Here is a 17300-nt window from a genome sequence, read left to right as displayed (position 1 = left end):
CAATTATTTCGAAGAAGGAATCATCGCTTTAAGATCTTCAAGCGTATTTGCTTCTTCTATTTTTTTATCTTGTCTCCATCTCAAAATACGTGGAAATCTCGTGGCAATACCGCTTTTATGCCTTTTGGAAAATGCAATTCCTTCAAACGCTATTTCAAACACTAATTCTGGGGTAACACTTCTAACGGGACCAAACCTCTCTAAAGTATTTTTCTTAATCCAACTATCAACTTGTTTAAATTCTGCATCTGTTAAGCCTGAATATGCTTTTGCAAAAGTTACTAATTCTGTATTTTCCCGATTCCAGAGTGCAAATGTATAATCTGTAAAAAGATTAGATCTTCGTCCATGTCCTCTCATTGCATAAGTAAGTACCGCATCTATTGTTAAAGGATCTACTTTCCATTTCCACCAATCCCCTTTTTTTCTCCCTACTTTATATATTGCATCATTACGTTTAAGCATTAAACCTTCACTACAAATTTCTCGAGATTTTGCTCTTTCTTCTGCTACATCTTTCCACGTTTCTAAGCTAATTCTTTCTGATAATTGCAATGTATTTTTATTTGATCCTGTGTTGTGATTGTTATATTGTAAGAATAATTTCTCTAAGATTTTTCTTCTTTCTAAATATGTTGATGTCCTTATATCTTTTTCTTCCCATTCAAGTATATCATACACTTTTAGAATTACAGGAGTCTTAGCTAGTAAGGTTTTAGATATGGTTTTCCTTCCGATACGGGTTTGTAAATCGTTAAACGTTCCGATTGCACCTTCAGGAAACGGTAGTATTTCACCATCAAGAACGGTTCCGTTGGGTATTTCTTCGACAAATTGACGAAATTCGGGATACTTATCGGTTACCAATTCCTCACCTCTACTCCAAACAAACAATTCTTTATTTCGAATAATAACCTGAGCTCTAATCCCGTCCCACTTATACTCTATACTCCATTCTTTAACATTTCCAAGACCAGAAACCTCTTCTTCTATAGCATAAGCTAAATAAAACGGATAAGGTTTAGATAAAAAATCTTCGGGTCTTTCTCTTAGAATAAGATCTTCAAAAGTAATGGTATCTGGATCCCAATTACCCATAAGCTTATATGCTAAAATATCCTCATCTATTTCTGTTGCTTTTGATAAGGCTCTTGTCATTAGTTTTTGACTAACTCCAATTCTAAACCCTCCTGTAATGAGCTTGGTAAACACAAAACGTTCATAATAATTAAGCTTTGACCAATTCTCTAAAACATAAGATTTCTTTTCTTGATCATCTTTCTTTTTAAGTGTTATAAACTCTTTCAAAAATTGACTTAATGGTTTTTGAGTACTTTCATTAGATGCAGGAACGACTAGAGCAATCGTCTCTGCTAAATCTCCCACAATATGATAGGATTCTTCAAAAAGCCATAAAGGTATATTTGCAAGTTCTGCTGCCCATGATCGTAAAACTGTAGTATTTATAGGACGAGGGGGGCGACGATGAGATAGTATCGCGATAGTCCAAACCTTGTCTACATTTTCTGCTTTTTTAAAATATGACGCTAAGGCCTCTACCTTAAGATTTGTCTTATTGGTACTATCTAATGTTTTTATTAATTCGGCAAATAATTTCATGATTTACCCCCATCTGCTTTATCAACCTCACTATCGGTAAGTTCTCCTTCATACTGAGTTTTCTCTGTTCTTGCATCATATCCTTGTTCTCTCAAGTATCTTGAAAAAATATCTGTATATCCATGAGTACATATGATTTTATGTGCTTCTGTAGCTTTTATAGCAGTAAGTAACCCTTGCCAATCGCAATGATCAGACAGCACAAAACCTTTATCAATAGCTCTACGACGACGCGCACCTCTAAAAGTCATCCAACCACTTGCTGAGGCGGTTACATATGGGACCATTTTTCGAATCCAAGTACTACCATGAGCACTCGGTGGAGCTAATACGATATGTCCTAGTAAATCGGTCTTCTTGGTTTCTTTTGTTATTAATGTTGTATCTGGAAGATCAATCATAGGTCTTATAACTTCTGTCATGTTTTCTATAGCACCATGTGTATATATTTTTCCTATTGAAGAATCGAGATGTTTTAACAGGCGTTGTGCTTTTCCTAAAGAATATCCAAAAAGTACAGATGTTTTTCCTTCTGATTTATTTGTATCCCACCATGTATTGATATTATTAAATACTAGTTCTTGAGGCTCCCATTTAAAAGGAGGTAACCCAAACGTGCATTCTGTAATAAAAGTGTGACATCTTACAGGTTCAAAAACTTGTGATATCCCATCGTCTTCGATTTTATAATCTCCTGTAAATACCCATACTTCTCCTTTATGCTCTACACGAATTTGTGAACTGCCAATAATATGACCTGCGGGATGTAAAGAGAATTTTACATTATTAATTGTAAACGTTTCATCATACGATTTCCCACTCACATTAATCTCGCCTAATCGATGTTTAATAATTGGGATATTGGTATGATGCGTTATATATTGTTTATGCCCCCAACGACTATGATCTGCATGGCCATGACTAATAATTGCTTTATTTACAGGCCGCCATGGGTCTATATACACATCTGCCGCTTTACAATAAATTCCGTTTTCGTTAAACACAAGTAGCGGAGTTTGCATTTTTCTCCTAAAGATATTAGAAATATTGTAAAAATGATACTCAAATCACATTTTACAAATGCTAACAAATGACTATTGCAAACACAAATGAATAAAGCTCCATGTAAACATAATAGACAGCAAAACTGTACGTAACCAGTTTTTACGTATTAAAGTACTTAACATTTGGTGGTCAGTATCGCCAAATGAAATTTTACTGTGCATTGGGACAAACTGCAAAAAAGTAGATAACCAAATAATAGAAATTATGGTAAGACTTCCTATTTCATAACTACCAAGTTTATGAAAACTCTGAACGATGGCCAAACTTAATTGGCCTATCATTAAAGGCATAACAATATATGTTATCCTTAAAACATATTTCTTATGCCACTGTCGCAACCCTTCTGCTTTGTAATAACTAAAGCTCGGGTAGATTAAGATTTGAACATGCCAAATAAGGATTAAAAGTCCAAAGTCAAATAATAGTCTTATAGTGCCAATATCCATACCGTCAAATATTAGTACTAATTTCCCTGAAGCATTTCTATTTTAAAATAAATTGCTTCTGCATTTTTTTTATTACTTTCTACATGGTTATTATTAGATAACCGATGCGATTGACTATTTAGTTTTTCATATTTACTCTGTAGTATTCCTACTGCTGATTTTTGTTTAAATAATCCAAACATAGTCCTTTAGTTTTACTCCGTTGGAAGTCCTTTTAAACGTTTTTCTATTTTACGTTTTTTTGCAGTAAGACGTTTCATAAGATCCATTATCTCAGGGTCTTTAGATTCTTTAAAAATCTCATTTAGACTTAAGATTAGTGATTTGGCTTCTCTTGAAGCTTCTACTCTATCACTTGTACTCATATTACTCATCGTTCTGCTTTCGAATTCCAGAGCTTTCTCGATTAGTGTCATTTATATTTTTTTGCCAAAGCTACGTAATGTTTAAGAACTATAAAAAGGGTTTAAACAACATTAACTACTTTTAGCCCTGATTTTTACGATTTCTTGTAAAAAACATACAATTAATGCATTATTTGTTCTAAATCTTCTGAATTTGACAAAAAAGAATAGTGTAAAATCTACTTAACTATATAAAACTACCATTCGTCGATACTAAAAATGCTTTTCGCCGAAATAGATAACAATAAGGTTTTTAAAAGTAACATCTTTATCACATCCAAAACATTATGTGTAACTTAAATTAAAAACATGAGTCTAAATTTTTTATTAATCGAAGATGATGAAATAGAGCGCTTAAAATTTGCAAGAGTTTTGCAAAAAAATGGGTATAACCATAATCTCATAGAAAAAGAAAATGGTGAAGAAGCTTTAAAATTTCTAGAGAGTAAAGAGCAATTACCTGATATAATTTTTTTAGATTTGAATATGCCGAAAATGAACGGCCTGGAATTCTTAAAACTTTTGAAATCCAATTCATCGTTAAAATATACCCCTGTAGTCATACTCAGTACATCTAATAATCATAACGATTTAAAAGAAAGTTATGAAATTGGAATCGCTGGCTATATCGTAAAACCTCTAAAATATGACGACTATGCACACAAAATAAAGTGTCTTGTTGAGTATTGGAGTGTGAATGAATTTATTAAGACTTAAATTAATATAGATGAAGGGAATTGTATTTACAGAATTTTTAGAACTGGTTGAAGATAAGTTTGGTCTAGCTGTAGTAGATAAAATTGTAGAAGAATCTGCACTTGCCTCTGGAGGTATATACACAGCCGTAGGGACTTATGATTTCTCAGAGATGCTTAGCCTACTCACACATTTAAGTGCACATACTAAAATAAGTATCGACGATCTCTTACTTACCTATGCTGAACATTTTTTTGGAGTACTTGCCAGCAGTTATCCCGGATTAATTGATAAGTACGAAGATCCTATCGAGCTACTTTCATCTATCGAAAATCATATTCATATAGAAGTAAGAAAAATATATCCCGATGCAGAACTGCCTACTTTCGAAATTCTAGAAAAAACTTCGACATCATTGGTTATGATCTATAAATCCAGCAGAGCTATGTACAATTTTGGTTTGGGATTAATGAATATGACATTTGCCCATTACAATAGCACTGCAACTATCCTATTAGAAAAAATAAAAGAAGACGGCACAGAAGTTAAATTTAGTATCACTAAAAATTAATGAGTGAAGAATTAGACATACTAAAAAGAGCCCTAAAAAGAGAAAAAGCCGCAAGAAAACAAGCAGAACAAATTCTTGAAGGAAAATCCAGAGAGCTCTATGATCTTACTCAAGAACTTAAACAGTTTAATGAACAGTTAGAGGATGGGTTAACTAAAAAAACATCAGAACTTCAAGGTGTTTTTGATAATCTTGTAGACGCTTATGTTCTTATGGATATTTCTGGAAATGTTGTCAAAATGAATAATTCTGCCAAAAATTTATTCGGTTATGATATTGATCAAGAAAAACTGAACATAGTCACTTTGATTTATAAAGAAGACTATCAATATGCCATGACTTCGTTTCAGGAATTAGTAACAAAAGGTTCTTTTTCTGACTATCAAGCAAGAGTATACACCAAAGACAAGGGTGTAAGAACAGTACATATCAATGCAAGTCTTATTCGCAACAAAAACCATCAACCTGTAGCTGCACAGGGTATTGTTAGAGATATTACAGCGCAACTAGAATTAGAGCAACAACGAGAAAAACTTGTCATAGATCTAGAAAAAATGAATCAAGAACTTAGTGACTATGCTCACATTGTCTCTCATGATTTAAAATCCCCATTAAGAAGTATTTATGCACTAGTAAATTGGATAAAAGAAGACTACAGTAGCGCTTTTGATAAAATTGGACTTGGCCACCTCTCTATGATCGAAAAGACATTAGAGAAAATGGAAACACTTATCAATGATATCCTAAGTTATTCTAGAGCAGGAAACAAAGACAATCTAGAAACCAAACAAATAGATCTTAATACACTGATCTCTGATATCAAAAACATAATACTAATACCTGATAACACAAAGGTATATAGTAAACAAGAGTTACCGGTGATCCATGGAGATAAAACCCGAATACAACAATTGTTTCAAAACCTAATAGGTAATGCAGTAATGTATATGGATAAAGAAAAGGGTATTATTGAAATTGATTACACAGATCAAAAAACACATCATTTATTTATCATAAAAGACAATGGTCCCGGAATAAAAGAGGAATATCATAAAAAAATATTTAAAATGTTCGAATCTGTGGGTAATCATAAAAACTCTACCGGTATCGGATTGGCAATTGTTAAGAAAATAGTAGAGCTTTATGAAGGAAAAATATGGTTAGAAAGCAGTCTAGATAAAGGAACAACATTTTATTTTACTCTTAAAAAATAGACACTATGAGATTTCAACAACTCGAAAAGAAAAAAAATCAAGATTGGACTAAAAAAGTTAGCACCGAGACACCTCTAAAAAAGCCTTTAGTACTGGTTTTTGGTAATCGATATGCGTTAGAAGCTGAAAATATTTATGAAGAAGTAAAACAGTTGTTTCCCGATGGGGAAATCGTTTTTGGCTCTACTGCTGGTGAAATTATTGGCGATAAAGTACTTGAAGATTCTATCACATTAACGGCTATAGAATTTGAAAAAAGCAGGTACTCAATCTTTAGAGAAAATAGTATTGACAACAGTAAAGATGCTGTTGCCCTGGGGGAGAAACTTATTCAAAAAGTTCCAAAAGAAGGGTTGAAACATGTATTTATTGTCTCAGAAGGCAGTTTTGTAAATGGATCAGCACTAATTCAAGGTTTAGAAACCATGATTGATAACGCTGCTATAACAGGTGGTTTATGCGGTGATGATTCAAGATTTGAAAAAACCATTTCGGGCTATAATGAAAACCCAAAAGAAGGAGAAGTCATTTTGATTGCTTTTTACGGAGATTCTCTCGAAATAAGTTTTGCTCAATATGGAGGTTGGACGCCTTTTGGGCCAGAACGAATCATTACAAAATCTGACAATAATATTTTGTATGAATTAGACAATCAACCCGCATTAGATCTATATAAAAAATACTTAGGAGATAAAGCTTCAGAGCTTCCGCAATCGGCATTATTATATCCTTTAAGCGTTAAATCTAAAGATAAAAAAGAATCTATCGTACGAACTATTTTAACGATCGATGAGGAAACTAATGCCATGATTCTTGCAGGAGATGTTCCTGAAGGGTCAACTGTACAATTAATGATGGCCAACATTGATCATATCGTAGATGGTGCATTACAAGCAGCAGAACTAGGCATGAAAAATCGAGCAAATAAACCAGAATTAGCTATTTTGATAAGTTGTATTGGTAGAAAATTAGTAATGGATCAGCGTGTAGAAGAAGAGATTGAAGAAGTTATAGAATCTATTGGACAACAAACTATTGTAAGCGGTTTTTATTCTTATGGAGAATTAGCTCCTTTTGAGGGTAATATAAATTGCGAACTACATAATCAAACCATGACATTAACATTATTTAGTGAATAATATGCATTCGTTATTAGCTCGACAAATAAGGAAGTTCTTAGATCAAGATAGTAAATCCTCTGAAGAAATGAATACATTCTTCATGGCGATCAATAAATCTTATCAAAATTATGAAGATCAATTTAGCATGTTACAAAGAGCAATGTCTATCAGCTCTCAAGAATTATTTGATGCTAACCAGAGACTTCAGCAAGAAGCAGAACAACAAAAAAAGGTTATTGCTAGTCTAACCGATGCTACTAAAATGCTACAATCCATTACTTTCAAAAACGAAAAAGGTAATCAACAAGGAAAAGAACTAACAGGAATAGAACTTGCTAACTTAATTGAAAAACAAGCTTTTCAAATTTCTGAAATAGAAAGACAACGAGAAGTATTACTTAAAGACTTAGAAAAAAGTAATAGAGATCTCAATGATTATGCTCATGTAGTTTCTCATGACTTAAAATCACCCTTAAGAACTATAAATACATTAATTAATTGGATAAAAGAAGATAACCAGGATAACCTTGAAGCTACTACAAAAGACAACCTGGATTTAATTGATCAGAATATCGAAAAAATGGATAATCTTATTAATGGAATTCTAGAATATTCTGTAGTAGATGATAAAACAAGAACATTAGAATATAATATTGACTTGAATGATCTTATTAAAGAGATTATTCATTTAACCCAAATCCCAGATCATATACATATTAGTACTAAAAACACACTACCCGTCATTTATGCCGATCCATCTAGGATAAAACAACTGTTCCAGAACTTAATTACAAATGCTATTAAAGCTATGGATAAAGAAAGAGGAGAAATATATATTCTCTTTCAAGAAACAGATAACTTCTGGCAGTTTGCCGTTCAAGACAATGGAAAAGGAATTTCGAAAAAATATCATAACAAGATATTCGAAATTTTTCAAACACTAGACGATAAAAAGATATCCACAGGTATCGGATTATCTATTGTAAAAAAAATAGTAGAGTTTTATGATGGTAAAATATGGATCGAATCTAAAGAAGGAGTTGGTACTACTTTTAATTTTACACTAAAAAAAGAATAATTATGACAGAAGCCCCTAATCTAACATATATTAAAGAACTTGCTGCAGGTTCAGAAGAGTTCGAAAACAAAATTATTACAATTTTAAAACGAGAGTTTTACGAAGAAAAAACGCAATTTAGTGATAATTATAGCTTAAAGGCATTTATCAAAGCATCAGAGAATGTGCATAAACTAAAACATAAAATAGGTATGCTGGGTTTTGAAGATGGATATCAAACTACAGCTGATTTTGAAAATGGATTAAAGAAAAATAATCTCTCTCTATATCCAAAATTTATACTAATTTTAGATACCATAGAAGATTTTCTTAAGACATTATAAAAAAATAACCTATCATTTACCATTATGAATTGCATTATTATAGACGATGAAGAAACAGCTAGATTGATTATTCAACAACTTTGCTCACAGGTTGAGCAACTTAATGTTATTGAAGAGTTTCCGAATGCAATTCAAGCTATAAAGTTTTTAAATCAACATCATATTGATTTAATATTTTTAGATATTCATATGCCGGATTTTACAGGTTTTGATTTTATTCAAACCTTAAAGAATCCTCCAAAAATAATACTAACAACATCAGACAAAAACTTTGCGTTAGAGGCTTTTGAGTATGAATGCGTTGTAGATTATTTATTAAAACCAATTGCATTACCCAGGTTTCTAAAGGCCATTCAGAAAGCAGAAAGTACCAAAACTCCTGAAGTCAAAGACAAGACAGAAGATTCATCGTCTGGCATATCATCAGGAGAAAATGACCTCTACATTAATATTGATCGAAGACTTATAAAAATAGATATTCCTACTATTAATGTGATAGAAGCCAAAGGTGATTACATTTTAATTAAAACCCAAGAAAAAAATTATACCGTACATTCGACACTCAAAAAAATCGAAGAGAAGCTCCCAGAAGATACGTTCTTAAAAATACACAGATCCTATGTGATTAATATCAAACGAATTATTGATATAGAGGACAATAGCGTTTTGATTGACAAGGATGTTATCCCAGTAAGCAGATCAAATCGCCCAGAATTAATGAAAAGGTTAAACATGCTTTAAAATTCATCCCGAATTAAAAACCGTTCGTCTACAGCAAACTACCCATAAACGAATTATCCCCTTAAAAATCATAGGTATAGATTAGTTTTATCTCACAGAAACCGAAATCTATACCATTATGAAAAAAATAACTACTCTTGTAATCATCTTAATCACTTTAAACCTTAGTGGTCAACAAAATTTTGTTGGATCAGAAGGTGATTTTTACCAAGTAATATCTGGAGTTTTAAAGGCATATGACCCTGTAACAGGATCATATTCTGAAGGTTTGCACACCTATTCTTCGTACAACGCCGGAGGATATAATGAGGCGGACAATTACCTTTATGCTATAAAAAATAAGGATAAGCATTTACTAAGAATTGGTAAAGATATGATTGTAGATCTAGGCGCTGTAGCGCCATCAGGAACAACGGTTTTTGGCGGTGGTTATGCTGCAGATGTAGATGCAGAAGGTAACCTTTGGGTATATCAAAATAACACAAAAAATGCTTTTCATAAAATTACGAACTTAAAAGATTATGACGGATCTTCTTCTCCTGTTTTTGAGGTTGTCCCAACAGATGTAACTTCTCCATCTACATGTGCAGACATTGCGTTTATAGATAACGCCATTTATGGTGGTAGTAGAGGAAAGCTATATAAATGGGACCTTTCTACTGGTACTCCTGTATTTTCAAGTAAAACAGTAACCAACTTACCTAAAAGTACATTTGGCGCTGCTTACTCAGACTCTAATAAACGTCTATATTTATCAGACAATAATGGAGGTTTATATTTGATTAATGACTATGAAAGTGCAACACCAACGGCTACACTTCTTAATTTAACAGAAACTACAAATTCTAATGATGGTTTTAAAAGCGCTACTACTGTATCTCCCTTAGATAGAGATCAAGATGGTATTTTAGATTCTATGGATGCCGATTGTGACGGTGATGGAATATCAAATATTGCAGAATGCAACGGTTTAGATCCTTTTGGCGATGATGATGGCGATGACTTGTTTAACTATCTTGATGATGATTTTAGTGGTAATGGTGATAATGTTGTACAAGATGCTTTTGATAGAGATGGTGATGGTAATCCAGATTTCTTAGATATCGATTCTGATAACGATGGTATTTATGATATCGTTGAAGCTGGACAAGGAGATAAAGACACGAATAATGACGGAATTTGTAATGGTTTAGACACTGATTTTCAAGATACCGATTACGATGGTATTGCCGATGCATTTGATCAAGATCAAACAGGAAATGCCCTAGTGTTATTAGACACTGATAATGATGGCATATTTGATTGCTATGATACTGATTCTGATAATGACGGAATTGTTGATATTATTGAAGGGCAATTAAGTACGGCATACATAGGGTTATCTAATGTTGATGAAGATAATGATGGTTTAGATGATGCATTTGATCCTGATTATAATGGAACAACAAACGGAACCATAAATACTGATGGCACCGATAATTATGATCATTTAGATACCGATTCTGATAATGATGGTATTTCGGATACTATCGAAGCATATGACAGCGATGGCGATGGTGTATCAGAAACTACAAATTCAGGAAATGATGCTGATCAGGATGGATTAGATGATAACTTTGATCAAAGAAAAACTAGTTTTGACCCTGAAAATGGTGGTCAGACACCTGATAGTTTTCCTATTCCGGAGATATGTGATAGATATAACTATCTAGGTGACTTTTCTTCAGACGGTACGCCATTATATTTAGACGAAAGAGATGTGGTAAGCCAAGAAACTATAGACATGGTTAATGATGCACTACCTGAAGGATATCCCGTACCTGATTTTAATCCACATTATATTTCATCAGGATATGATACTGATGTGGTTTTACAAGAACAAGCTGATATCTGGGTAACGTTTGTTGGCGAAGGTGCTGGTTACAAAAATACATTAGGGTTTTATACCTATGACATTAATAATCCATCACCTACAATGCCTGCTCCAGAAGATATCACCATAGTTTTTCCTAATGTATCAGCTTTGTATAGCGGAGGCGGATTACAAATAGGTGACAAAGTAAACATCGGTAGTTTTCCACCTAACACAGGTATAGGGTGGGTATTACTTGCAAACGCATGGTCAGAAGGTTGCGTAGGAACTGGTAACTGGCAGTTACATTCTAATCCAGATTACAATCCAGAAAGTGATTCTTCATTAAGATATCATAATGTATTATTATCAGATCCTGACAACGAAAGAGTTATTCTTGGATTCGAAGATATAAGAAGAGATTATGCCTCTTGTGATCAAGATTTTAATGATGCCTTATTTTATATCACAGCAAGTCCTTATACCGCAATCAAAACAGATAATTATGCTAGTATAGATAGTGCTACAGACGTTACTTCTGCTAATGACGGTGGTTTAGAAAGTAACGGAGATTTAGCAAGCTTAATTGCAAAGCGAAACTTTAACAGAACAAAAACAAATTCAATTTTTAATACTAAGAAATCACAAAAACGTTTTCAGCCTGGTAAGAAATCATACAAATCAGCAAATGGTATTGATTTAAGTGTATATTTTCCTAAAACAGGATTACTAGGAACAGAATCAACATATGTATCAAGTCCTGAAGATCTATTAGGAATAACCAATGCCGAAGCGGTATTCTCTGTTGATTATTATAACGGAGATGAAAGAGTAGCTGCTGCACTAGCCACTGCAACTAAAGGAAGTATTTATGATCACTCTAAAACGATTTGTGATCGATTAAACGGATCTAAATTATTAGACGTTCGTACAGTAAATATCAGAAATCAAACTATAGTAAGTACTAAAATTGAAAGAGCTACTGGCGAAATAGAGTATGCCTTGACATTTTCTATCAAGAAAACACAATTCGAAAATGAAATCTATAGCTTATGGAATATCGGTAACTATCCTGAAGGTGATTATTCAAATTTCCAAGTATGGGGAGGGTCTGTATCTCAAGTGGCAAACTTAGCAAATCATATTATTGATACGTTTACTGCAGATAAGCCACTAAGAAGCCATAAAGTAAATCATAGAGTACCTACTGTATTTGTACAACAAGGATCTTATGCTCATGGTAAATTAACATTAAACATCGTTAATAAATTTGGAGCAACCCAAATGAACTTTAATGGAAATATTAGAAAAACAGAACTTTCTGATGAAGAAAATATGATCAAAGAAATTGCCTTATCAGGTTCATATAATGAGCAAGTAACTATAGATGCAGGGTACTTATTTGATATCGGATTTTCTATCACAGCAGACGACGCAACACAATCAGACGCTTTATACTTAGCTGATGGACCATGGGGAATAGATTTCCAAAAAGAAGGTGTAGTTATCGAAAGTTTTGAAGTACAAGAGCAAGATACTGAGCAAGAAGAAAACATGTATAGTATAGAACGTAATACTATAGTAGAAGGAGAAGTAAAAGAAACTTTAAACTTATTTAGAAATATATTAGCTGGTGAGCTTACATTAGATGTAACGCAATATGATGCAATACAGTTTGAAATGCAAAACAGTAAAGATGTTGAAGTTATTCTAGTCACAGAAGGTTTAACAGACTGGAACAACAGACTTAGATACAAAGTAATGGCTGGAGAAACAAAAACACATACGATCTCATTTTCTGATTTCACAAACGGTAACAAAGCTAATGATACTATCGGAAGAATTAAAAGCGTAGTGTTTTCGGTACAAGGCAATTACCAAAGCTTTGAGCCATTCTATCTAGAAGTTTCTGACATGGCGTTCACAAAAGCTAATGTAACAGATGTAGAGACAGATGATGATGTTGTTGAAGAAGACGATATAGAAGAAGATGATATCATCGCAGAAGTAGAAACGATAGACGAGCTTAAGAACTTTACCCTAAAAAATTATCCTAACCCTTTTAGCACTCAAACAACAATACAAGTGCCTGGAACACATAAAATGTTAAGCATTACAGTAATCGATCTTCTTGGCAGAACGGTAAGAAAAGAAATTACAAATGTAAATAACAACACAATTAATTTTGAAAGTAAAAACCTTATTCCTGGCATCTATTACTATATCCTAAGAGGTCAGAATAAAGAACAATATAAAGGTCGTTTTCTAATACAACAATAAAAAAAGTAAAGGTTGAGTTTCATGATTTGGGTAAATGGCGAGAACAAAACAACAATTTGTTCTCGCTATTTTTTATATTAATCTTTAGCATACTTCTTTTTAAAAGAAAGATCAACCTAAGTTGATACACTATATCTCCTACTATTTCTTTTTATCTAGTTCTAAGTAAAGCTGTTCTACTTTATCTCTAGCCCATTGGGTTTTTCTTAAAAACTTAAGACTAGACTTTATAGAAGGATCAATTTTAAAACAATTGATATTCACTTTTGCTGCTAACCCTTCCCAACCATAATGATTAAATAAAGTTTCAACGATATACGCTAATTTGACCCCATGTAAAGGATTATTGGGTTGCTGTTTTTTAGTATTATTTTGTTTATCCATTACTAAGTTTACTCCAAAATTAAAATCATTTACTGCATTACTGAGTGACCTTTTCTTTTAATGCCATAATTCTATTATTAAAAATTGGTTTTTTTAGAAAGTACCATTTCAATTTAAATCCAAATTCTACAAATTCAAAACCAGCTGCAGTTGCAGAAGCAATATTACTATACTTACCGTATATATTAGCTATAAATCGATCTGAAAATCGATGCCCGAACTTTGCTTCAGCTCTAAAGGTTGAAGAACTGGGATCTTCTTCTACAAATTGTTGACCAAATGCAGCACTGGCATTGTAAAACCATTTTTTTTGTGCATCACTAACGATTTCAATAAATACTTCTCCAAGATTAAACTCTCCTGGACTAAAATATATAGCAGGTACCTGATTCTTAAATGTTATATATTGATAGTTAAGACCCGCCTTTAAAACGGGTTTGTTTAAAATAGAATAATATAATGATGTAAATAATAAATTTCTGGTATTGCTATCGGTTTGAGAAGTATAGATATATTGTGTATACCAACCTAAATTAAAATTAGTACCAAGATTGTAGTTTACTATATAGTTATTCATCACAATCTCTCTATTTAATAAATCAGCATTAAAGTTTTGTAACTCTCTCTTATATCCAAAATCTAAATTTTGAAGTCTAAACAGTTTGGTTTGCAACATAACTTCTGCAATCCATTGGGTATAATCGCTTGTAGAACCACTGGCACTTGTTATTCCAACATCAGATTTTAAGGAGATCCCCTGACGAATATTGTATAAAAATCCTGCTTTAAAGTTATGAGAAGTTGCTTCGTTATTTATAACTGTATTCTTAGTAGTTCTATAATTGTATAAAAATGTCGTTTTAAATCTTGTTGAAAAAGGAATCTCTGCATTCACACCCAAACTCACTGCCTCATTATCACCATTATCAAAAGTAAATGTTGTTTTTTCTTCTATAAAAGGTGTGTGCGATTTCTTGAGCGTCTTTATTAATTTCTCTGCATCTGGTTGTTTAGGATAATAATTTAATGTCTTAAAGGCATATTCATACGATTTCATATCATCCCCCACTGCCCTATATGCATTTGCAATCCCCAAATTACCATCAAAAGCTCCCAAATTTTTATTCAAAATACTTTTATAACTATCCAGACTTGTCTTAAAATTACTCGTATACATACCACGGGTTGCCTTTAAACTTAGAATTCTTGGGTTATCTGGGTAATCCAGTGCTAATTGATCTGTAGCTTCTTTTGCAGATGTAAATTTTTTATTCCAAAGTAAGGCTTGGATATGTCGTTCTTGGGTTGCTAAATATAAATCTTTGTCACTTTTAAATTGCTCTACTTTTGATTTTGCTATTAGCGTTATATCAAGTGCTTTTTTTTCTTTTGATAACTTATGCGCAACCAAAGCTAAACCGTTTAATGAAACGATACTATCTTTTGGTGTTGTAGCTAATGCCTCGTATGTTTTCTTTGCATTTACCAGATCTTCTTGAACTAAATATATATTCGCTTTATTAAGCTGTGTATCCTTATCATTAGGAAAATCAACTAGGTTTTGGTCTAACAATGCAAGAGCTTTATCATACTTTTTATCTTGAGATAGAGCATTGGCGTATCCCAATCGAACATATTTTCTAGACGTCAAAGCATTTGCGTTTCCAGGTTGTAATGTTAGCGCTTTATTAACTACCTCTAGTGCTTTACTATATTTCTTTAAGTTTGAAAGCGTATTAGCATATCCCAAAACTGCAGGAAAACTAGTATCGTTCTCTTTAATAAGGTTTTCGTAGTATGACTCTGCGTTAGAAAACTGACTATTCCATAATAGTGATTCTGCATAATTTAATTTAACTTCAAAATTATCAGGATAGTCTGCTTTTAAAGCAGTAAAAATAGCAACTGCTTTTTCGGAGTCTCCAGATAAACCAACAGCTCTTCCGTAGCATAGTCTTGCTGTTTGATTTTCTGGATATGATTTTAAAATGTTTTCAAAGAAGTCTTTTGCTTCAATATATTTACCAGTTTCTAAATAGGTAAAACCTTCTTGCATTTCTTGAGCAAATACCGATGAAAATGACAACAAAAACAAAAGGATAAAAAAAAATGGTTTTAAGGACATGAATATGTATCTCGTTGATTGATATTGTTAAGTTAAGAATAACATCCAGAAGATTCATTAAAAACCGAATAAGTTTTACAAAAATCGTAACGCATTAGAAGTCAGCAGTAAAAGAATTTTAATCCATTTTAACATAAAATTAAAACTTTCACCTCCATTTAGGGGGAAAATACCCCCCTATTTTAACACTAAAACAGTAAAAAAATCATCTTTTTCTTTAACACTTGTAGGATTTATCTTTACATTTTAACTGAACAAATGTTAAAATTTCAATGAAAAATGCACGATTATCGACAAAATACACTGTTTTTGGTGTTAGCGTATTAAATTTGTGGTTTTACCGTAACCAACTTTCTAAAACACTTATTAGTTTTACATCAGATTGATCACTAGATATTTAGCATCAATTTAAGTTCGTCAAAATGTTAATATAGGCTTCAAAAATCCCCAGAAGAATGTTTAACATAATTTAAAAGAATAAAGACTAAAAACAACAAGTCACTTTTAAAAAATACTTCATTAAAAACGAAGTATCCCCAAAATAATAAAAACATGACGAAAATTACTGGTATTATTATCCCTTGTTACAACGAGTATTACAGATTAGAAAAAGAAAAATTTTTAACCTTCTTAGGTAACAACCCCTTATACCATTTATGCTTTGTAAATGATGGCAGTTCAGACAATACATTAGAGATGTTAAATGAACTTAAACAGATCAACCCTAAAAATATATCTGTACTTAATCTAGAAACTAATCAAGGTAAAGCTACTGCAGTACAAACAGGAGCCAATTATCTTGCCGAATTAGATTTTATAGAAAATATTGCATTTTTAGATGCGGATCTTTCTACATCTTTAGAAGAGATGGATAATCTAGTACAAAAACTAAATAACAATCCAAAACTAGCCATGGTTTTTGGATCTAGAAAAGCTGAAGAATCAAATAATATAGATAGAAATATAGTAAGAAAGTTTTTATCAAATTTTGTAGGGTTCTTTATTCGTTTTATTCTACAACTTCCTATTAAAGATACGCAATGCGGTGCAAAAGTATTCAGAAAAAGTATAATTGAGAATGTTTATAGCCAAAGGTTTATCAGTAGATGGTTATTTGACATCGAGATTTTTCTACGTCTTAAGAAACATATTGGTTTAAAAGATCTTTTAAATCATATTAGTGAAGAACCTCTTGATAGCTGGATCGAAGTAGACGGATCAAAAATAACATTAAAAGATTCATTTCTTATCCCGATTAATCTTTTAATTATCTGGTTTAGCTACTTAAAGGTAAATACACCTAGCAAAAACACAATAGCAGTAGATCAACTTAAAGTAAACTATACTATGGTTAAATAATTACTTTCTTTTCTATACCCT

General features: G+C 32.3%; 16 protein-coding genes. 9 read left to right on the top strand and 7 right to left on the bottom strand.

Annotation, left to right across the window (positions count from 1 at the left end):
- Positions 1-3: 3 nt before the first annotated feature.
- From D1816_RS21090 to D1816_RS21070, 5 genes are all read right to left on the bottom strand, one after another.
- The gene (locus D1816_RS21090; RefSeq protein WP_066308038.1) at positions 4-1620 is read right to left on the bottom strand and encodes an ATP-dependent DNA ligase; all 1617 of its coding nucleotides are present in this window, start codon (positions 1618-1620) and stop codon (positions 4-6) included.
- Positions 1617-2642 carry a ligase-associated DNA damage response exonuclease gene (locus D1816_RS21085; protein WP_118505501.1) on the bottom strand — a complete coding sequence of 342 codons (1026 nt, stop codon included), beginning with the start codon at positions 2640-2642 and terminating at the stop codon, positions 1617-1619. The genes D1816_RS21090 and D1816_RS21085 overlap by 4 nt, the downstream gene beginning before the upstream one ends.
- Positions 2643-2714: 72 nt before the next feature.
- Complete coding sequence (locus tag D1816_RS21080; RefSeq protein WP_118505499.1) at positions 2715-3131, bottom strand: hypothetical protein; 417 nt, start codon at positions 3129-3131, stop codon at positions 2715-2717.
- Between the two features lie 17 nt (positions 3132-3148).
- A complete protein-coding gene (locus D1816_RS21075) occupies positions 3149-3313 on the bottom strand; it encodes a Lacal_2735 family protein (protein WP_118505497.1) in 165 nt (54 codons plus the stop codon).
- 12 nt (positions 3314-3325) lie between these two features.
- A complete protein-coding gene (locus D1816_RS21070; protein ID WP_066308046.1) occupies positions 3326-3547 on the bottom strand; it encodes a hypothetical protein in 222 nt (73 codons plus the stop codon).
- 297 nt (positions 3548-3844) lie between these two features.
- On the opposite strand from D1816_RS21070, the gene D1816_RS21065 reads away from it, so the two are divergent.
- The 8 genes from D1816_RS21065 (at position 3845) to D1816_RS21030 (ending at position 13411) form a co-directional block, all read left to right on the top strand.
- The gene (locus D1816_RS21065) at positions 3845-4252 is read left to right on the top strand and encodes a response regulator (RefSeq protein WP_118505495.1); all 408 of its coding nucleotides are present in this window, start codon (positions 3845-3847) and stop codon (positions 4250-4252) included.
- A gap of 10 nt (positions 4253-4262) precedes the next feature.
- Complete coding sequence (locus D1816_RS21060) at positions 4263-4802, top strand: heme NO-binding domain-containing protein (RefSeq protein ID WP_118505493.1); 540 nt, start codon at positions 4263-4265, stop codon at positions 4800-4802.
- Positions 4802-6016: an ATP-binding protein gene (locus D1816_RS21055; protein WP_118505491.1), complete on the top strand. Its 1215-nt coding sequence runs from the start codon at positions 4802-4804 to the stop codon at positions 6014-6016. Before D1816_RS21060 ends, D1816_RS21055 begins: the two co-directional genes overlap by 1 nt.
- Before the next feature lie 5 nt (positions 6017-6021).
- Complete coding sequence (locus D1816_RS21050; RefSeq protein WP_118505489.1) at positions 6022-7155, top strand: FIST signal transduction protein; 1134 nt, start codon at positions 6022-6024, stop codon at positions 7153-7155.
- Between the two features lies 1 nt (position 7156).
- Positions 7157-8215, top strand: a complete 1059-nt coding sequence (locus tag D1816_RS21045; protein ID WP_118505487.1) for an ATP-binding protein — start codon at positions 7157-7159, stop codon at positions 8213-8215.
- Positions 8216-8217: 2 nt separating this feature from the next.
- Entirely contained in the window at positions 8218-8538 is a 321-nt protein-coding gene (locus tag D1816_RS21040) for an Hpt domain-containing protein (protein WP_118505485.1), read from the top strand.
- A 24-nt stretch (positions 8539-8562) separates the two neighbouring features.
- Positions 8563-9279: a LytTR family DNA-binding domain-containing protein gene (locus D1816_RS21035; protein WP_118505483.1), complete on the top strand. Its 717-nt coding sequence runs from the start codon at positions 8563-8565 to the stop codon at positions 9277-9279.
- Positions 9280-9397: 118 nt separating this feature from the next.
- On the top strand, positions 9398-13411 hold the full coding sequence (locus tag D1816_RS21030) for a DUF4114 domain-containing protein (RefSeq protein WP_118505481.1): 4014 nt from the start codon (positions 9398-9400) through the stop codon (positions 13409-13411).
- A gap of 141 nt (positions 13412-13552) precedes the next feature.
- On the opposite strand, the gene D1816_RS21025 is transcribed toward D1816_RS21030, so the two are convergent.
- Both D1816_RS21025 and D1816_RS21020 read right to left on the bottom strand, forming a co-directional pair.
- Positions 13553-13795, bottom strand: a complete 243-nt coding sequence (locus D1816_RS21025) for a VF530 family DNA-binding protein (protein WP_118505479.1) — start codon at positions 13793-13795, stop codon at positions 13553-13555.
- Between the two features lie 37 nt (positions 13796-13832).
- A complete protein-coding gene (locus D1816_RS21020) occupies positions 13833-15920 on the bottom strand; it encodes a lipopolysaccharide assembly protein LapB (protein ID WP_118505477.1) in 2088 nt (695 codons plus the stop codon).
- A gap of 552 nt (positions 15921-16472) precedes the next feature.
- Between D1816_RS21020 and D1816_RS21015 the strand changes: the two genes are divergently transcribed.
- The gene (locus D1816_RS21015; RefSeq protein ID WP_118505475.1) at positions 16473-17279 is read left to right on the top strand and encodes a glycosyltransferase; all 807 of its coding nucleotides are present in this window, start codon (positions 16473-16475) and stop codon (positions 17277-17279) included.
- The last annotated feature ends 21 nt before the right edge of the window (positions 17280-17300 follow it).

The sequence above is a fragment of the Aquimarina sp. AD10 genome (genome assembly GCF_003443715.1).
In the GTDB taxonomy this organism is placed as follows: Bacteria; Bacteroidota; Bacteroidia; order Flavobacteriales; family Flavobacteriaceae; genus Aquimarina; species Aquimarina aggregata.
Note: the sequence above shows the minus strand (reverse complement) of the source record. Positions and strands in the feature narration are given on the sequence as shown.